The sequence below is a fragment of the Microbacterium sp. ACRRU genome, assembly GCF_022346945.1.
In the GTDB taxonomy this organism is placed as follows: domain Bacteria; phylum Actinomycetota; class Actinomycetes; order Actinomycetales; family Microbacteriaceae; genus Microbacterium; species Microbacterium mcarthurae.
The window spans coordinates 18139-36743 of record NZ_JAKRNI010000023.1 but is presented as its reverse complement, the minus strand read 5'-3'; the positions used below and the strand labels follow the sequence as shown (position 1 = coordinate 36743).

Sequence of the window (18605 nt, the reverse complement as noted above, 5' to 3'; positions counted from 1 at the left end):
CGACCGGGGGTGTCGCCTACCGTTGTCGGGGAGGAACGGATGGCACGAGTCGGTGGGCGCAGCGCCTGGATCGCATGGCCGGCGGGACTGCTGTGTGCCGGTGTCGTGGCCGCTCTATTCGTGCTCGCCGCGCCGGGTCTCCCGGGCGCGGTGATGTTCGTGGGTGACACGCTGCGTGCCGGTTCCACTACGCCACCGTGGACGGACGCACCGCGTGTCCCGGGGCCGGCGACGACGTGCCGCGACCTGTACACGCAGCCGATGTGGTCGCAGCTCGTGTGGTCTCCCGAGGCGTTGCTCACCCAGCGGCACACCGGACCGCGCTCGACGCCCGAGGCCGTCGCCGCTGCCGCTCCCACGCCGGTGATCACGTGTCACTGGCGCGGCGGGTCCGGCCGATGGCTCGAGACGAGCGTGACGACAGTGTCGGATGCGGGAGCTGAGGCGGTTTCCGCTGTCCTGAGCGGCCAGGGGTTCGTGTGCGACGCCGACGGTGCAACCGAGCATTGCGAGCGCACGTCCGGCGACGTGGTCGAGGTGCACGACCTGCGCGGCGATCGCTGGGTGTCCTCGACCTTCTCGGGATGGATGCCGGACGGCTACGCCGCCGTGGTGGCATCCCGCGCCTTCGGCGAGTAGTCCCGCCCACCTGTACGCGTCGGTTCACGCATAAACGCGATTCGCGGGCATAAACGCGGAGAGAGCGCGTTTCTGCTCGTCGATCGCGTTTATGCGTGCCATGACGAGGCAGCGCGCTGCACCGGGCCGGCCGTCGTGCGGTGGGCCGTCAGCCGAAGATGGCGTCAGCCGAAGATCGCCGCGATGATGCTCGCGGTGTACCCCGTCGGAGCGAGGTTGGAGTACTGGGTGTCGATGAGGACGTCGTCGCGCCAGAACAGCGTGCGGCCGTCGTTGACGGGGTAGGTGTCGTTGATCCACGTCTTTTCGCAGCGCGTGCCCTCGTCGGGGGTGTAGCAGCTGAAGCCCTGCGTGGTCACGAGATCGTTCAGCATGTCGAGCGCGGGCCCGCGGTCCATGCGGGAGATGTGGGTGACGAGTCCGGTGGTGTCGGCGGCGGGGTCGCGCCAGATACAGATGAGGGAACCGTCGGGCTGAACGCCGGACGGGCCGAGGGCCGGATCGTTCAGCGGGGTGGCTCCGAGCTGCGCCTGGACGTCGGTCGACAGGATCGCCCGGCAGTCGGTGGGCAACGCTGCGGCGGCCGCCGTGGGCGTGATCGTCGGGATCGGGGTGCCGTCGGGGGTGCGTGACTCGATCGGGGAGGGCGCCGTCGGTGCGGGGGTGCCGCCCTGGTCGGGGGCGCAGGCGCTGAGCGCGAGCGCGGCCGCGATCGTCACGAGCGCGGTGAGGGCCGCAACCGAGCGTCGACCGGACATGCAGCCACCCTAGGGGCACCCGCCGACACGGTCGAGACCGACACACGACGGCACGCCTCCCCGATGCGGGGCGAGCCGGGGGTTAGCCTGACAGCGCACCATATCTGCGCGCGTGAGGAGACCCCGATGAGCGACCCCCAGTCGTACGGCGACCCCGTCGACGAGCCCAAGGACGAGGCGCACGACGTCGTCGGGCGTGCCCACGAGGGTCTCGCCGATGCCGAGGCCGCTCGCCGCGACGCGGTCGACCCCGAGGCCGCCGACGCCGCGTGGAAGGAGCGCGAGTCCGCCGCCGATGCCGGCGCGAGCTCCGCCGCCCCGGCGACGACCGTGCACGACGCCTCGCCGGTCGAGCCGCACAGCCAGACGCCCGTCTCCGCTCCCGCGTCGCACCGCTCCGTCGACCTCGACGACGAGGACTCGCGCTGGGCCGCGTACGCCGCGTCGGCTGAGCCGGAGACCGATGCGCACGCCGAGCCCGCCGCCCGCGCCGCGCGCGACGACCACCGTTCCGACGCCGCCCCTGCCGCGGGAGCAGCAGCGGGCGCGGCGGGGGCTGCCGCGGCGACGTCGGCCGCGACCACGCCGTCGTCGGATGCCACGGCGGTCTACCCCGTCGGGGGCGCGCAGCCGATCTTCGTGCAGGCGCCCGAGGCGCCCCGCCCCCGCGGCAATCGCGGAGCCGCGGGCCTCATCGGGCTGCTGGCGACCGTCGTCTTCGCCGTGCTGTATCTCGGCGCCACTCTCGCGCTCGGTCTGCTGCTCGGCACGTTCCCGGCATCCGATCTCGCCGAGGCCGCTCTGACCGCGCTCACCACGTGGACCCTGTGGGTGCCCACCGTGGCGTTCTTCGTGGGTTTCTGGTTCCTCGGTGCCATCATCAACCGCGGTGGCTGGGGTCACTGGGTGATTTGGGGGCTCCTGGTCGGCGTCATCTCGTGGGGCGGATACCTGCTCGGTGCGCTCTTCGCCGCTCCGTTCTGGATGCTCACCGCCCGCCAGGGCGTCGACCTGCTCGAGCAGAGCCTGCTCGCTCCCCTCGCGATCGTGGCGTTCGTCCTCGGCCGGGAGCTGACGATCTGGTTCGGCGCGTGGGTGGCCAAGCGGGGCCGTCGGGTCACCGAGATCAACGACGAGGCGCAGCGCGAGTACGAGCGCACCCTCGAGGCCGGTCCTCAGTTCGCTCAGCGCTGAGAACCGGATGCCATGACAGACGCGCCGCGACCGGCGGGGGTGACCCCGCCGGTCGCTGTCGTTTTCGCGACCGTCACTTTCCTCGCGCTCGCGATCGGGGGCCTGGGCGTGGCGAGTCTCGCGCTCGACGCCGACGTCATCCCCGTGCGCGGGCTCGGTCCGCTTCCCGGAGTCGCGGGCATGCTGCTGGCCCTGGGACTGTTCGCGGGAATCCTGCTGTGGGGGCTGCGTGCCGAGCCGCCCGGGTACCTCACCGCGGTGCCGTGCGCGGTGGGCGCCTATGTGGGCGAGGTCCTGGGCATCGCGATCGGGACGGCGGTCACCGGAGGTGACAGCGCTCGGGGCCTCGCGGCGGCCGGGTCGGTGGCTCTGGGGTGGCCGGGCGGCGTCATCGCGGTCGCGGGTCTGGCCGCGGGAGCGTTCGGTGTGCTGCTCGTGCGCAGCCGCGGCGAGGGTCCGCGATGGCGGTGGGAGCGTGAGAGCGAGGACGATCGCTGATCCGCGGCCGTGGCATCCGCCCGCCGGACGACCTGTCGGGCTAGCGTAAGGGTGTGGAGCGGTCGCTCGAGACCCAGGTCGGCCAGGCGGTGGACGCCTGGCTCGCGTGGCTGCCCCGGTGGGAGCCCGCGAACCACCGTGGCCGCATCGCCCCGTGCCGGCGGTGCTTCGGATCGCCGGTCCTGTCGGCCGCCGGGCTCGGCTCCGACGTCCCGCACGGTGTGCAGCACGGGCTGTCCACGCGGGTGAAGACGATCGTCGATCACGCGGTGGCCGAGTACACCTCACGGAACCTCCCGATGCTGCAGACCGAGCTCGATCAGCAGGCCGCGCGCAACCGCCGACGCTCGTACCGCCCCGCCGAGGGGCTCGAGCCCGAGTTCGAGGGTATGCCGCTCGATCCCGAACCCGAGCCGGGCGCTCCCTTCCTTTTCACGCTCACCGGGTTGGCCGCCGAGGAGGACGCCGCGATCCCCGCGCTGCCGCCGCTGTCGGATGCCGCGAAGGCGGCGCTCCGCCAAGAGGTCGGGCTCGCCGACGATTACGCGAACATGATCGGGCGCGAGGTGTGCGCGCTGTTGCTGCACCACCGTCTGCGGATCCAGGCCGCCGTCGCCGAGTACGTCGAACCGCAGGTCGCGGCGATGCTCGACGACCTGTCCCGTTCGTTGGACGCGCCGTTCGATCCGCGCGACCCCGGGCCCCTGGCACCCTGAGCCTGTGGACGGCGGCACGGCTCGCCGGTGCGGGGCTTTGTTAGCATTGCCGGGTTGTCCGCCCGCTCCGGTGCGGGCGCGTGTTCTGGGGAGGGGGCGCCATGCCGCAGCGCCTGCCCTCGACGCCCCCGATCCTCCCGGGGCTCGCCTACATCCGGCCGCTCGGTTCGGGCGGTTTCGCCGATGTCTTCCTGTACGGGCAAGACATGCCGCGCCGTGACGTGGCCGTGAAGGTGCTGCCGAGCGATGTGCGCGACGCCGATCTGCTGCGCATGTTCAACGCCGAGGCCGACGTGCTGGCACATCTGTCGGCGCATCCGTCGATCGTCACCGTCTACCAGGCCGGGATTTCGGCTGACGGGCGTCCGTACATCGTGATGGAGTACTGCCCGGGTTCCCTCGCGCAGCGCTACCGGGTGGAACGGATGCCGGTGGCCGAGGTCCTCTCGATCGGGGTGCGCATGGCGGGGGCGCTGGAGTCGGCTCACCACGCCGGTCTCGTGCACCGCGACGTCAAGCCCAGCAACATCCTCGTGACGACGTTCGGGGCGCCGGTGCTCGCGGACTTCGGCATCTCCTCGTCCCTCGTCCGGCAGGGCGCCGACGAGATGCTCGCCATGAGCGTGCCGTGGAGCGCTCCCGAAGTGATCGCCGAGCAGACCGCGGGCACCGTGTCGAGCGAGGTGTGGAGCCTCGGCGCGACTGTGTACTCGCTGCTGGCCGGGCACAGCCCGTTCGAGCGTCGCGAGCGCGGCCAGAACTCCCGCGAGCAGTTGCGCCGCCGCATCGCGCGCGCCTCCTACACCGACATCGCCCGCACGGACGTGCCCCCGTCGCTGCAGGCGGTGCTCGCCCGCGCCATGTCGCGCAACCCCACCGACCGGTTCGCCAGTGCCCGCGAGGTGGGCGAGGCGTTGCAGAGGGTGCAGTCCGAGCTCGGACTCCCCGCGACCCCGCTCGAGGTGCCCGCGGCCGAGTGGGCGCCGACGGCGCGCGCGATCGACTTCGCCGACGGAACGCTGCGCGGTCCGGCGCGTTCCCGGATCGAGCGTGAGGGCGTGCGCAAGCTCCGCGGCCCCTCCGGTATGGCGGGGCTCGCCCGAGACGAAGACACCGACATCTCGGCGCCCGCCCGTCCCGCGCATCGGCTTCTGCCGTGGGCGCTCGCCGCGGCCTCCCTCGTCACCGCGGCGGCGGTCGTCATCGCGGCGCTCCTGGCCACCGGGATCCTCCGATGAGGCGTCGCACGATCGCGGGCGTGACCTCGACGCTCGTGGCCGCGGCGCTCGTCGTTACGGCCAGCATCGTCTGGCCGGGACTCGACGCGCAGGAGACCCCCGAGGTCGACACGTCGGTGTGGGCACTTCAGACCGGCGAGGGGCAGCGGTACGCCCGCGTCAACACCACCGTGGGCGAGCTCGACACCGTCCGCGCCGCCGGAAACCCGAGCCAGGTCGCGCAGGGCCCGGACGGGGCCTATCTCTTCACCGACAGCTACAGCAAGCTCACCCGGATCGACGAGGCCCAGCCGATCGACCTGCAGGACGAGCAGCTCGAGGCCGCGCCCGAGACGCCCGCGGGCACGACGTCGGTCGCGACGGCCGGCGACTACGTCGTGTACCGCACCGACACCGGCGCAGTCTTCGCGAGCCGGCTGAGCCGCGCGGGGCAGTCTGTCAGCGAGCTCGACCCGTTCGGAACCGCCGGCGACGACGACGCGCAGACCTACACCGCGGATGCCGTGACGGTCGACGAGCGGGGCATGCTGTTCGCCTACTCCTCGGTCGACGGCTCGGTGATCCGTTACGACATCGAGGCCGATGAGCTGCGGGGGCGTGACGCGATCGACGCCGACGCGGCCACCCCGGTGCTCTCTGCCGCGGGCGACCAGTGGGTCCTCGTCGACGCCGAGGCGGGCCGCGTGTGGGTGCGCGACCAGGATCCCGTCGACCTCGACACCGCGGATCAGCTCGTCGTCGGCGAACCCGATCCCCGCGGCCGCGCCGTCTACCTCGCCGATGAACAGTCGTTGTGGAGCGTCCCCGTCGACGGGGCCGAGCCGCGGCGCGAAGTGGGCGCGGGGGGCAACGTGCTCGGGCAGCCGGCCACGCCCCTCGCGCACGACGGCGTGACGTACGCGGCATGGCTGCTGCCCGGCGACGCGCGGGGAACGCTGTGGCGTTCGGATGCCGGTGAGACCGACCTCGACTACGGCGGGGCGACCATGCCCGACCAGCGGCGTCCGGTCTTCGTCGCGACCGACCACGCGGTGATCCTGAACGAGACGCGCACAGGGTGGGTGTGGACGGTCCCCGACGGCGCGCTCGTGCCGTCGAGCCAGAGCTGGACCCTCGACGACCGCACCGAGGAGGCCTCGGTGCAGAGCGAGGAACAGCTGAGCGTCGTGCTCGACCCCAAGCCGCCGATCGCCGAGCCCGACGCCTTCGGTGTGCGCGCGGGGCGTCTGGTGACCTTGCCCGTGCTGCTGAACGACCACGATCCCAACGAGGACGTGCTGAGCATCGTCGGCGAGAGCGTGACGGGGCTCGACCCCGGTTTCGGCAGCCTGTCGGTGACCGATTCCGGTCAGCGCCTCGCGGTGCGCGTCGCGCCGGGGGCGACCGGCACGGCGACGTTCTCGTACGCCGTGACGGACGGCACCACCGCGGACGGGCTGACGTCGGCGCCGACCACGGTCACGCTGACGGTCACGCCCGACGACGCCAACGCCGCGCCCGTGTGGTGCGGGGTGCCGGGCTGCCTGCAGCCGTGGCCCACACCCGAAGTGGCGCGCGGCGGCACCATCACCGTCCCCGTGCTCCCCGGCTGGGTCGATCCCGACGGCGACCCGCTCCTGCTGTTGTCCGCCGCCAACCCGAGCGGCGTGGGCAGCGTGGCATCCACCCCCGCCGGCGAGGTCGTCTACCAGCACGCCGACGACGGGTCCGGGGCGGAGCAGACAATCCAGCTCGACGTGACCGTGGCCGACACCTCCGGCGCGACGGCGACGAAGCCGCTGCTCATCCGGGTGGCGCCCGATCCGGCGCTCGCGGTGCAGTCGTTCGCGGTGGTCGACACGGCCGGGTCTGCCCTGACCATCGACGTCGGGCCCCACGTCACCGGCACCGCCGGCGACGTGACGCTCGGCTCGGTGCGCGTGCTCGACGACGCGGCGGCGACGGCCACGGTCGTCGGCGGGAGCACGACGTTCGACTTCACCGCCGCTCAACCGGGCGTGTATCGCGTGGACTTCACCGTCTCCGGTGCCGGGCGTGACGCCACCGGGACCGCCCGCATCACGCTGCTTCCCGCCGACGCTCCCGCGCAGCTGTCGACCGCGCCCGTCGTGGCGTTCGTCCGACCGCAAGAGGATGCCACGCTCGACGTGTTCGCCGCCGTGTCGAATCCGACCGGCCGGGTGCTCCTGCTGAGTGATGTGGTCGCGACCGCCGAGGAGGGCGCTTCGCTCACCGTCGACACGGTGGGGCAGAACGATTTGCGCGTCTCCGGCACCACGGCCGAGGGCGGCGCGGGACTCCTGGGTACGGTCGCCTACACCGTGAGCGACGGCACCGACGACGAGGGCGCGACGGTCAGTGGCGAAGCCACGGTGTATCTGCTTCCGCCGGCGCCCGAGATCGCGCCCATCGCCGTCGACGACACCGTGACGGTGCGCGCCGGCGTGCAGGCCGACATCCCGGTGCTCGACAACGACGTGTCGCCGGCCGGCGGACGTCCGACGCTCGACCCGGCCTCCGTGCAGGCGACGCCTTCCGACGACGGTCTCGCCTTCGCCTCCGGGGGTGTCTTGCGCTACCTCGCCCCGACGACCCCCGGCACTTACGAGGTCACCTACCGCGTCTACACGACCGGAACGCCCTCGCTGTGGGACGAGGCGACGGTGCGCATCACGGTGCTCGGCACCGACGCGAACCGCGCCCCGCTGCCGGACACGCTGCAGGGTCGCGTCCTCAGCGGCGGAACCACGACGATCCCGTTCCGTGGCTTCGGAACCGACCCCGACGGCGACGCGGTGACCCTCGACCGCATCGTGAGTCAGCCCGACCGCGGAACCGCCTCGATCTCGGCGGACGGCGCGTCGATCGTGTACGCGTCGGTGCCGGGCGACCGCGGTCAGGTGACGTTCCGCTACCGCGTCGTCGACTCGGCCGGCGCCGAGGGCGAGGGGACGGTGCGTGTCGGAGTCCTGGATGCCGAGGCCAACCCCAGCCCCATCACGTTCACCGACTACGTCCAGGTGCAGGCCGGATCCGACAGCCGCATCCGGGTGAGCCCGCTCGCCAACGACATCGACCCGACGCAGGGCCGGCTGACGCTGACGGAGGTCCGTCCCGATCTGCCGCGCACCCTGGTCGACGGGAGCGACAACCCCGAGTACGCGCGGCTGGACTCGCTGATCGAGAGCGTGACCGACACGGGCGTCGTGCTCCGCGCGGGGGAGGCTCCCGCGACGATGTCGTTCCTCTACGACGTCGAATCCGACTCGGGCAACACCGGGCGTGGTCTCGTCGTCGTCAAGGTCGTGCGCGAGAGCGTTCCCGACTTCCCCGTGGTCACCGACACCGTGCTCACCCTGGAGGATCGCGACCAGTTCGTCTCGGGCGTCGACGTCCTCGACGGGCGCGCGACCTGGTCCGGGGGTGACGTGGCCGACCTGCGGGTGTCGCTGTGGGGCGAGCCGGCCGGTGTCCGCATCGACGGGCGTCGCATCGCGGGCGAGCTGCCCGCGACCCGGCGGATCATCCCGTTCGTCGTGACGGGGACCGTGGGCGACCAGGAGGTCACGACGTACGCGTTCGTCCGTGTGCCCGGCGACGACGATGTGACCCTCGCGCTCCGGCCCGGGGCGGCCCAGCGGGTCGACGAGCTCGCTTCGGTCGAGTTCGACATGGCATCCCTCGTCGCCGTGCCCCGCCGCGCAACCCTCGAGGTCGGACCGGACGTCACCACCACCGGGGTGCGCGCCGAGGGACGGTGCACGGTCACGGGAACCGTCGTGCGGTACGACGCCGGCACCGGGTCACCGTGGACCGATGCCTGTCAGGTCCCGGTCCGTGTCGCGGGCACCGAGGACTGGACCCTGCTGGCGGTTCCGATCGGCGTCGTCGCGCGCGAACCCCAGCCCGAACTGCGACCCGGCTCGCTGACCGTCGGCCCGGGGGAGACCGCGACCTTCGACCTGCGCAACATGACGAGCTGGCAGCTGGGCCGCGAGGACTGGGCCGGCATCCGCTACGCCCTCGATTACTCCGGGTCGGCGTTCTCGTCGGTCACGCTCGAGGGCTCCGTGGTGACGGTGACGGGCGCGGATCGCGCGGTGCCGGGGAGCGAGAACGCGGCGATCGTGTCGGTCACGAGCCACCAGGCCGTCTCGCCCGCGCGCCTCCTGCTGCGTGTCGGGGCCGCGCCGTCGACGCTCCCGCAGGGCGGCACCACGACGCTGCAGTGCTCGCAGGCGTCCGGCTCGAGCTGCACGATCGACGCCGTCGGGCTGCCGGGCGAGGTCAACCCGCTGCCGCGCACCCCGCTCGAGGTCGTGCGCGTGAGCCCCACCAGCGCCTGCACGGGCGTCAGCTTCGATGTCGCGTCCGAGCGGAGCGTCCGCGCGTCGTGGACGTCCGACGCCCCCGGCGCCACGTGCGCGGCCAGCGTAACGCTGCGCGACGCGCAGGGGCGCTCCACCGCGTCCACGCGCGACGCGCGGATCGTGCTCGATCTGCAGGGCTTCCCGCGCGCTCCGGCGAGCGTGCGGCAGACCGCGTACGCCGACGGCTCGCTCACCCTCCGCGTCGACCCGGGCGAGGCGCGGCGCGCCTACCCGTCGATCTCGGGGTTCGCCGTCCGTACAGGCGGAGAGGTCGTCGCCCGGTGCGGCGCCGACGGCACCTGCCCCCCGATCAGTGCGCCCAACGGCGAGCAGCGCGAGTACGTGGTCACCGCGGTGAACGGCGTGGGCGAGTCCCGCGGTTCCGTCCGCACCCTGGGGTGGGCGTACGACCCGCCGGCCCGGCCGGGCTCGGCCGACTTCACGCCGGTGGTCACGCGCGACGGCGAGGGCAACGTCGCCGACCTCGTGATCCGCGGCATCGAGTCCGCCGAGACGGGGCAGCTCGAGGTGCGCAGCGCCGCGGGCGAGACGCGCACGATCAGCGTCGGCCGCAACCAGGACGAGGTGCGCGTCGACGGCTTCCGCGTCGGCAGCAACTCCCGCACCGAGATCACGGTGACCCCGACGTCGCGGTTCGAGATCCCCGCGGGGCTCGGCGGTGCCGCTCAGGGCGGCGCCCTGGTGTTCTCGGCCCACGGTGTGGGCGCCCCGCTCGATCCCGCCATGACGATCACGTCGCGCTCCACGGGCGACGGCGTCTCCACCGTCACCGTCGAGGGCACGGCGCGTCAGAACGGCACCGACTCGCAGCTGCGTTACGGCATCGTCGAGGGCTCGTTCTGCCGCCCGGGCGACGACGGGTCGCGCCGCGAGTTCCCCGGCAAGGAGGACGGCGTCGCGTACACCTTCACGTTCTGCGTCGAGTCGAGCTTCGACGGCCGGTCGTACGGTACGCGCAGCGTGACGCAGGAGTTCCGCGTGGCGCAGGACACCGCGGCTCCGCGCGGCTACACCTTCCGCGTCGGCAGCCGGGCCGAGGTCGGCGTCGAAGACGGTCGGCCCGTCGCGCGCTGGCGGATCTCCGGCGTGGACGAGGGCAGCGACCCGCCCCGCTTCAACGACGTGAAGTACACCAACTTCGACGGCGAGCGCTCGTCCGTGTTCGGCTCCGACCCGAACATCGGCGTCTACTTCCAGCACCGTTTCTGGGGCACCACGTCCGAGACCGGTCGTGTCGCCCCCGCCTCGGGAAGCGCGCCGTACCAGGTGCAGGCGAGCGCGCGGGTGGCATCCTGTGTTGGGGGAGAGAACCTCGACGTCTCGCGCAGCGCGAGCAACGACCAGGCGAACCTCACCGTCGACTGGGATGCCGTGCGGTACTTCGACGAGAACGGCGCGGCGCTTCCCACGACCGCGGGCTCGCGCCTGGTGCCGATCGGCGCGGTGCGCGTCGCGAACGTGCGCGTCACCGTCGACTGGTCCGCGCGCGGCTGGGGCCTGGACTCCGCGGTGCTGCAGACCGAGGCGCGATGCCAGCCCGGCACCCCGGCCGAGGAAGAGCCGACGAACCCGGACGACAACTCCTGATCCCCCACGAAAGAGACGCATCCCCATGACGATCACCCAGGAGCAGGCGACCTGGTACGCCCAGACCTTCGCGCAGATCGCGGACAACGTCGAGCGCGCGGTCCTCGGTAAGCGGCACGTCGTCGAGCTGGTGCTCACGGCGATGCTCAGCGACGGACACGTGCTGCTCGAGGACGTCCCGGGCACGGGCAAGACCTCGCTCGCTCGCGCGATCGCGCAGTCGGTCCAGGGAACCAACACGCGTATTCAGTTCACGCCCGACCTGCTCCCGGGCGACATCACCGGCATCACGGTGTACGACCAGAAGACCGGGGCGTTCGAGTTCCACGCCGGGCCGATCTTCGCCAACATCGTCCTCGCCGACGAGATCAACCGCGCGAGCCCGAAGACGCAGTCCGCACTGCTCGAGGTCATGGAAGAGGGCCGCGTCACCATCGACGGGGTCTCGCGCGAGGTCGGTGTCCCGTTCCTGGTGCTCGCGACGCAGAACCCGGTCGAGCAGGCCGGCACCTACCGGCTGCCGGAGGCGCAGCTGGACCGGTTCCTCCTGCGCACGTCGCTCGGGTACCCCGACCACGCCGCCACGGTCCGCATCCTCGACGGTGCGCCCGTGGCCACGGCCGATCTGCGGCCGATCATCACGCCGCAGGCGCTGGTCGGCATGGCCGATCTCGCCGCGAGCGTCTACGTCGACGCCCTCGTGCTCGACTACATCGCACGGCTCGTGGATGCCACCCGCTCGGCCGACGAGGTCCGCCTCGGGGTCAGCATCCGTGGCGCGCTCGCCCTCACCCGGGCGACGCGTGCGCGGGCCGCGGCCCAGGGACGCACCTACGCGACACCGGACGACGTCAAGGCGCTCGCGGTGGCGGTGCTGTCGCACCGGCTGATCCTGCATCCCGAGGCGGAGTTCGACGGCGTGACCCAGGAGGCCGTCGTGGGCCAGGTGCTGCTCGACACGGTTCCGCCCACGCAGCGCGAGAGCGCCTGAGCCGTGCACCTCCCCCCGATCTCTCTCACGCGAGGGGCGACGTCGTGCCCGACGTGAACCTCACCGAATCGCGGCTGACTCGCACCTCCGCCGGCACCATCGGCACCGGGTCGCGCACGTCGGTCACGTCGACCTCGACGCGACGGACGCGGCGCCTGGTGCGCGCCGCGGTGCGCGCGGCCGCGGTGTGGAGCACGATCGTGGACGCCGTGGACGCCTCGGTGCGCTGGGCCGGGCGCACGGTGCGACCGGCGGGGACGGTCGTGGCGGTGGCCGCGACGGCGGGGCTCGCGCTCGGTGTCGTCTTCGGGTGGGTCGAGTGGATGGTCGCGGGTGCCGTGGCAGTGCTGCTGCTCGTCATGAGCGTGCCGTTCCTGTTCGGCGCGCGCGCGTACGACGTGGACCTGACGCTCACGCATGAACGCGTCGTGGCGGGCCAGGGCGTCACGGGCGAGATCGTCGTGCGCAACGACAGCGGACGACCGGCCCTGCCCGGGCGCCTCGACATCCCGGTGGGACGCGGGCTCGTCGAGTTCGCCGTTCCGCTGCTGCGACCGGGTCACGGGGTCACCGAGCCGCTCGAGATCCCGCCGCTGCCGCGCGGCGTCGTGCGCATCGGGCCGGTGACGACCGTGCGCAGCGATCCCGTCGGCCTGTTGCGCCGCGAGCACGCGTTCGACGACGTGCACGACCTCTACGTCCATCCCCGCACGGTCGGCCTGCCCTCCACGAGCGCGGGTCTCGTGCGCGATCTCGAGGGCAACGCCACGCGGCGGCTGGTGGATGCCGACATGTCCTTCCACGCCATCCGCGAGTACGTCCCGGGCGATTCGCGCCGCCAGGTCCACTGGAAGTCGACGGCGAAGACGGGGCGGCTCATGGTCCGTCAGTACGAGGAGTCCCGCCGCTCGCGCATGGCGGTCGTGCTCGCCGCGGCGACGCAGGAGTACACGGATGCCGACGAGTACGAGCTCGCCGTCTCGGCCGCCGCCTCGCTGGGCCTGCGCGCGGTCCGCGATGCGCGCGACATCGACATCGTGACCGGATCCGAGATTCCGCGGGTGGTGCGGGGGCGTCTGCGGGCGATCCGTCACGTCCCCACCGTCTCGCCCCGCGCGATGCTGGACGGCTTCAGCGCCCTCGCCACGCACGAGAACACGATGCCCGTCGAGGACGTGTGCCGGCTGGCATCCGAGGCGAACGAGAGATTGTCGATCGCGTTCGTGGTCGTCGGGTCGGCGGTGCCGCTGGCGCGCCTGCGTCAGGCGGCTCTGGCGTTCCCCGCCGACACCGCGGTCGCCGCGGTCGTGTGCGACGAGCGCGCGCACCCGCGGATGCAGAGCGTCGCCGGTCTCACGGTGCTGACGATCGGCACGCTCGATGACCTGGCCGGTCTGCTCGTGCGGGGGGCGACGTCGTGAGCGCCGCCGAGGCGGGGCGACGGTCCCGCGTCGTGGCGGGGGCGCTGTACACCGCCGTGTGTGCGGTGCTGGCGGTGGTCGCCGCGTGGCCCGTGTACGCGGGGTCCGCGTTCGTGGTGCTGGTGGCGGTGGCGGTTCCGGTCGCCGCGGGAATCGTCGCGCTGAGCGTGTGGCGGCGGCGCTGGGGCGGATGGGTCACGGCAGCCCTCGTCGCGGGCGCCTTCGCGGTGCTGGCGGTACCTCTGGCCGTGCCGTCGCGCCTGGGTGGACCGCTCGATCTCGTCCGGGGTCTCGGCGAGGCGTTCGCCGGCGTCGTGCTCGCGTGGAAAGACCTGGTCACGGTCGACCTCCCCGTCGGCGACTATCGCAACCTCCTCGTCCCTGCGCTCGTGGTCTTCCTCGCCGGGACGGCCGCGACGCTCGCGCTCGCCGTTCGCGCGGATCGGCTCGCACCGTTCGCGGTCGTGAGCGGTCTGGCGATGAGCGGGTTCGGTCTGTTCTTCGGGCGGACCTCCACGAGTGCCCCCGTCGTCGTCGGGCCGCTCTCGCTCGCGGCGCCGGTCGAGACCGCGATCGGTGTCGCGGCGGTGCTGTCGTCGGTGCTGTGGCTGGCGTGGCGTACACGCGACGAGCGCGTGCGTGCCCTGCGCCGGGCGAGCGAGAGGGGAGCGGTGAGTGTGCCGCGCCGCCGGTCGCGCACCGACCGCCGCCGCGCCGCTCTGGGCGCCGGCATGCTCGTGGTGGCCGTCGTCGCGGCGGTCGCCGTCGTACCGTCCGTGGCCGCGGATGCCGACCGGCGTGTGCTGCGTTCGGCGGCGGGCCCCGAGCGCGAGATCGCCGAGGCGGTGAGCCCGCTGTCGGAGTACCGCGCGATGTTCTCGGACGCCCGCGCCGACGACGTCCTGTTCCGGGTGGACACGGCGGGGACCGCTCCCGAGCGCATCCGCGTGGCGACGCTGGACGCGTACGACGGCGAGGTCTTCCGCTCCTCCGGGGCGCGTGCGGGTGCGTTCGTGCGGGTGCCGTCCACCTTGCCCCGAACGGACGGGCGTGCCGTGGAGGCCGATATCGAGATCGGCGACCTCGGGGGGATCTGGATGCCGACGGCCGGGCGGCTCGTGCGGGCGGCGTTCCAGGGCGAGCGGGAGGGGCTGCTGGCGGATCGCTTCTACTACAGCGTCGACGCCCAGGCCGGTGTGCAGATCGCCGACGGAGGCCTCGCGCCCGGTGACCGGTACCGTATCGACGCGGTGGAGCCGGTCGATGCGGATGCCACGACGCTGTCCCCGCCCGGCATCGACGAGGGCGTCGCCGGCGGCGACAATCTGCGTCGCTGGGTCGAGGAGCACGCGACGGGACGCTCCGGGGCCGACCTGATGGCCCTCGTGCGCCTGCTGCGCGAGCGCGGCTACCTCAGCCACGGACTCGCCCGCGCCGAGGGGGCACCGGCCCCCGCGTGGACCGCCGATCTCCCCGGCTATCAGCTGCAGCCCAGCGCGTCGGGTCACTCCCTCGCGCGCATCGACACGATGTTCCAGCGCCTGCTGGAACGGGAGGACGACCCGCGCGCGGAAGCCTCGGGCAACTTCGTCGCCGCCGTGGGCGACGACGAGCAGTTCGCCGTGGCCACCGCCCTGATCGCGCGCGAGCTGGGGTTCCCGGCGCGCGTCGTGGTGGGTGCGCGGGTGTCGTCGAGCGACCCGGGGGTGGCGACGTGCGACGACGGCGAGTGCCGCGCGCGCGACCTCAGCGCCTGGACCGAGGTGCAGGGCGACGACGGACGCTGGGCGCCGATCGACGTCACTCCCCAGTGGGAGCTGTCGCCGAGCCTCGAGGTCACTCAGCAGCGCGACCCCGAGAACGTCACCGAGGTCCGCCCCGACACCGTCGACGAAGTCGTCCCGCCCGACCCGGTGCAGGAGGACAACGCTCTCGACGACGACGAGTCGACCGACGACGGCCTCGACCTGGCGTGGCTCTGGCCGATCCTTCGGGTGGTCGGGATCTCACTTCTGATCGTGCTGATCCTGTTCGGCCCGTTCCTGGCGATCCTCGTCGCCAAGGGCCTCCGCCGCCGCGGACGGCGCCGCGATCCCGACCCTCGTGCCGCCATCGCCGGGGGGTGGGACGAGTACGTCGATGCGGGGGTGGATGCCGGACGCGAACTGCGCCCCTCATCGACGCGCCGCGAGCTGGCCGAGGCGTTCGACACTCCCGCGGGTCTGCGATTGGCCGACGACGCCGACCGGGCCGTGTTCTCGTCGCGCACGGTCACCGCCGACGAGGCATCCGCGTTCTGGCGCATCGTCGACGCAGAACGCCGCACGTTGACGCGCCAGCGCGGCTGGTGGCGCCGCGTGCGCGCGGCCGTATCGTTGAGATCGTTCCTACGGTTCTTCGCCCCGCGGCCCTCGCGCCGTCGGCCGCCGCACCGTGACGAGAGGGGGAAGCGCACGTCCACCGGGCGGCGCACGACGACATGAACGATTCCACGGCTGTGATCCTGGGGGCGCTCACGCTGCTCCTCTTCGTGATCGTCTACGTCTGGTACGCCCTCGCGCTGGCGGCGATGTTCTCCAAGACCGGCGAGCCGACGTGGAAGGCGTGGGTGCCCGTCGTCAACGTCGCGACGGTCCTCAAGCTCGGCGGCTTCTCGCCCTGGCTCGTGCTGCTCAACCTCATTCCGATCTTCGGCACCATCGCCTACACCGTCGTCCGGATCATCGCCGTCCATCGGGTGAGCCAGGGCTTCGATCGCGGCGTCGGCATGACCGTCCTCGGGACGTTCATCCCGGTCGTCTGGGCGAGCGTCCTCGGTTTCGGTGAGGCCCGGTGGGAGGAAGAGGCTCCCGGCGTTCGCCGCTCGGGCACCGTCGACGAGAATTCCGCGCCGATCCGACGGGGCCAGGACTTCGCCGGTCCGTACGTGCCCCTCGTCGGCGGGTGGACGCCCGAGCCGGTGCGCCCGGCCGACACCGATGACGTCGCGGTCTCGTCCGAGCCGGTGTCCGCACCGATCGCACTCCCGTTCGCCGCTCCGTCGCCGTCGCTGTCGGACGCGGTGCCGTCTCCGTCGGGATGGGCGCCGCCCGTTTCCCGCGCGGACGACGCGCCCGCTCCGGCACCGGACTCCTGGGCCGCGCCCGCTCCTGACGCGAGCGCCTCGTCCGCGCCGACGCCCCCCGCCTCGCCGGCTGCGCCCGCTCCCGACGGCGTCCGCGACACCGTCGACCTCGGCGACTCGCTCGCCGACGTGCTGGCGGCCCTGCGTGCGCCCGCGCCGACGCGCGACGCTTCCACGGCACCACCGGCGGACGAGACGACTCGCGACGCGGGGACACCCCTCGTGCCGGCGAGCCCGCACCGCGATCGCGGGGATTCGGCGTCCGACCGGCCCGTTGCCTCCGTCGCTCCGGCTGAGCCGGGGGCTGCTTCCGGCCAGGAGTCGGAGCCGCTGGACCTCGCGCCGTGGCGAGGTCTGACCCCGCGGACGGATGCCGACGCCCCCGCTGCTGACGCCCCGCTCACGCGACCGGCTCCCGAGACGCCCGCGCCCCCGCTCGGCACGGGCGAGACCGACGACGAGTTCCCCGAGATGTCGGAGGCCGTGTCGGCCGTCCCCGAGGCCCCGAAGGCCGGCGCTCCGCGGTCGGCGCGCACGTCCGTGTCGGCGCTGTACACGCAGCCGGAGTTCCCCGCTGATCCCGCCGCCGATGATTTCGACGCGTTGGATCGCACCGTCGTCACGCGGCGTCGTCGCATCCCGTGGGCGCTGGTCCCGCCCCACGGGACGCCGGTCGATCTCACGTCCGATGTGGTGATCGTGGGCCGCCGGCCGGCTCCGGATGCCGCTCATCCCGACGCCCAGCTGGTGGCGATCGCCGACGAGACCCGCACGGTGTCGAAGACCCACGCGCGTCTGCAGCTCAAGGGCGAGACGTGGTACGTCACCGACCTGGACTCCACCAACGGTGTGCTGTTCGCCACGCTCATGGGCACCGAGGTCGAGGCGCCTCCGGGCGAGGAGATCGAGGCGGGGGAGCGGTTCTTCCTCGGCGATGCGGAGGTACGCCTCGCGCGGAGGGAGTCGTGAGCGGTCCCTACGACCGCGCCGACGATCCCGACGACGTCACGCTGTGGGCGGGGCGTTTGCGTGCCTGGCCCACCCCGCCCCGGAGCGATGTCGAGGGCGACGACGAGGTCGACGACGACACCATCGTCTCCCCGCGGCCCGCTCCGGCCGATGACACGGTGCGCGTCGATCGAGCGGACCTGGTCGACGACACGGTGATCTCCGCGCGGCCTGCTCCGGCGGATGACACGGTGATCTCGGCCCCGCCTGCCCCGGCAGACGACACGGTGGTGTCGGCACGAGCGACCCCTGTCGATGACCCGGCGGTGTCGGCTTTTCCCGAGGTCGATGACGAGACCGCCCCCCGCCGTCGCCCGAGCGATCCTTCGGAGCCTGAGCCCGGCATCCTTCCCTCCGACGAGACCGCCCCCGGTCGGCGCCGCAGCAAGCCCGAGGTGGCCGGGCCCGGCATCCCGCCCACCGATACGACGTCGACCGGCGACACCGCCGCGGGGGAGCGTCGTGCGCGGTCGCGTCCGCGGGTCTCCACCGCCGGTCTCCCCTCCGGCGACCCGGTGCCCTCCGCCCGCGAGGCGCGGGTACCGTCGGCGGCGGACCACGAGCTGTATCGCCCGCGCGCCGACGAGGCGGTCCGCGTCGCCCGCAGCGCACCGCCGGCTCGGGCCGAGGATGCTCCGGATGCCGCCGCGGTGCATCCGCGTGCCCCGCGACGGGGCCGCGGTCGCGGTGTGGCGCTGGCCGTCGCCGTGGTCCTCATCGTCGTGGGTGCGGCGATCACGCTGTTCCTGCTGATGGGCTGAGCGTCGCCCGCCGCACGTTTGCCCACACCCTCCCGGGCGCGTATCATTGAGCGGGTGTGCGTTCACGCGCGCCGTGCGTTATGCCTTCGGGCTGCGGCACGGAACAACGCTCGCACCATCTCAGGGAATGGCCTGCGAACAGGCCACCCCCACGGCATATCCACCACAATCGCGCCCGATCATTCTGTCGCGCGGTGGATCACACGTGAGCCCGACACGTCACGAATCGCAAGATGCGCGAGGGGTCGGGGGAGACACGACGCTGTCACCGTGCAGCAC

General features: G+C 73.0%; 12 protein-coding genes. 11 read left to right on the top strand and 1 reads right to left on the bottom strand.

The window, feature by feature from the left end:
* Nucleotides 1-39 precede the first annotated feature (39 nt).
* Entirely contained in the window at nucleotides 40-639 is a 600-nt protein-coding gene (locus MHY30_RS11145) for a hypothetical protein (protein WP_239276991.1), read from the top strand.
* A gap of 164 nt (nucleotides 640-803) precedes the next feature.
* On the opposite strand, the gene MHY30_RS11140 is transcribed toward MHY30_RS11145, so the two are convergent.
* Nucleotides 804-1397, bottom strand: coding sequence for a hypothetical protein (locus tag MHY30_RS11140; RefSeq protein WP_239276990.1), 594 nt, complete (start codon nucleotides 1395-1397; stop codon nucleotides 804-806).
* A 126-nt stretch (nucleotides 1398-1523) separates the two neighbouring features.
* Here MHY30_RS11140 and MHY30_RS11135 point away from each other — a divergent pair, with 126 nt between their 5' ends.
* From MHY30_RS11135 to MHY30_RS11090, 10 genes are all read left to right on the top strand, one after another.
* Nucleotides 1524-2591, top strand: a complete 1068-nt coding sequence (locus MHY30_RS11135) for an ABC transporter (protein WP_239276989.1) — start codon at nucleotides 1524-1526, stop codon at nucleotides 2589-2591.
* A 12-nt stretch (nucleotides 2592-2603) separates the two neighbouring features.
* On the top strand, nucleotides 2604-3089 hold the full coding sequence (locus MHY30_RS11130) for a hypothetical protein (RefSeq protein ID WP_239276988.1): 486 nt from the start codon (nucleotides 2604-2606) through the stop codon (nucleotides 3087-3089).
* A 53-nt stretch (nucleotides 3090-3142) separates the two neighbouring features.
* Entirely contained in the window at nucleotides 3143-3805 is a 663-nt protein-coding gene (locus MHY30_RS11125) for a spermidine/putrescine ABC transporter substrate-binding protein (protein ID WP_239276987.1), read from the top strand.
* Nucleotides 3806-3906: 101 nt separating this feature from the next.
* Nucleotides 3907-5043, top strand: coding sequence for a serine/threonine-protein kinase (locus MHY30_RS11120; RefSeq protein ID WP_239276986.1), 1137 nt, complete (start codon nucleotides 3907-3909; stop codon nucleotides 5041-5043).
* 20 nt (nucleotides 5044-5063) lie between these two features.
* Complete coding sequence (locus tag MHY30_RS11115) at nucleotides 5064-11021, top strand: Ig-like domain-containing protein (protein WP_239276985.1); 5958 nt, start codon at nucleotides 5064-5066, stop codon at nucleotides 11019-11021.
* A gap of 25 nt (nucleotides 11022-11046) precedes the next feature.
* Nucleotides 11047-12012: a MoxR family ATPase gene (locus tag MHY30_RS11110; RefSeq protein WP_239276984.1), complete on the top strand. Its 966-nt coding sequence runs from the start codon at nucleotides 11047-11049 to the stop codon at nucleotides 12010-12012.
* A gap of 44 nt (nucleotides 12013-12056) precedes the next feature.
* Nucleotides 12057-13433, top strand: a complete 1377-nt coding sequence (locus tag MHY30_RS11105) for a DUF58 domain-containing protein (RefSeq protein ID WP_239276983.1) — start codon at nucleotides 12057-12059, stop codon at nucleotides 13431-13433.
* Nucleotides 13430-15916, top strand: a complete 2487-nt coding sequence (locus tag MHY30_RS11100) for a transglutaminase domain-containing protein (protein WP_239276982.1) — start codon at nucleotides 13430-13432, stop codon at nucleotides 15914-15916. The genes MHY30_RS11105 and MHY30_RS11100 overlap by 4 nt, the downstream gene beginning before the upstream one ends.
* Nucleotides 15913-17526 (top strand): DUF5684 domain-containing protein, encoded by a 1614-nt coding sequence (locus MHY30_RS11095; RefSeq protein WP_239276981.1) that lies wholly within the window; start codon nucleotides 15913-15915, stop codon nucleotides 17524-17526. The genes MHY30_RS11100 and MHY30_RS11095 overlap by 4 nt, the downstream gene beginning before the upstream one ends.
* On the top strand, nucleotides 17523-18326 hold the full coding sequence (locus MHY30_RS11090) for a hypothetical protein (protein ID WP_239276980.1): 804 nt from the start codon (nucleotides 17523-17525) through the stop codon (nucleotides 18324-18326). Before MHY30_RS11095 ends, MHY30_RS11090 begins: the two co-directional genes overlap by 4 nt.
* Nucleotides 18327-18605: the final 279 nt, after the last annotated feature.

Coding starts and splice junctions, on each gene's coding strand:
- MHY30_RS11120 (WP_239276986.1), top strand. CDS start 3,907: ATGCCGCAGCGCCTGCCCTCGACGCCCCCGATCCTCCCGGGGCTCGCC.
- MHY30_RS11140 (WP_239276990.1), bottom strand. CDS start 1,397: ATGTCCGGTCGACGCTCGGTTGCGGCCCTCACCGCGCTCGTGACGATC.
- MHY30_RS11095 (WP_239276981.1), top strand. CDS start 15,913: ATGAACGATTCCACGGCTGTGATCCTGGGGGCGCTCACGCTGCTCCTC.
- MHY30_RS11110 (WP_239276984.1), top strand. CDS start 11,047: ATGACGATCACCCAGGAGCAGGCGACCTGGTACGCCCAGACCTTCGCG.
- MHY30_RS11135 (WP_239276989.1), top strand. CDS start 1,524: ATGAGCGACCCCCAGTCGTACGGCGACCCCGTCGACGAGCCCAAGGAC.
- MHY30_RS11130 (WP_239276988.1), top strand. CDS start 2,604: ATGACAGACGCGCCGCGACCGGCGGGGGTGACCCCGCCGGTCGCTGTC.
- MHY30_RS11145 (WP_239276991.1), top strand. CDS start 40: ATGGCACGAGTCGGTGGGCGCAGCGCCTGGATCGCATGGCCGGCGGGA.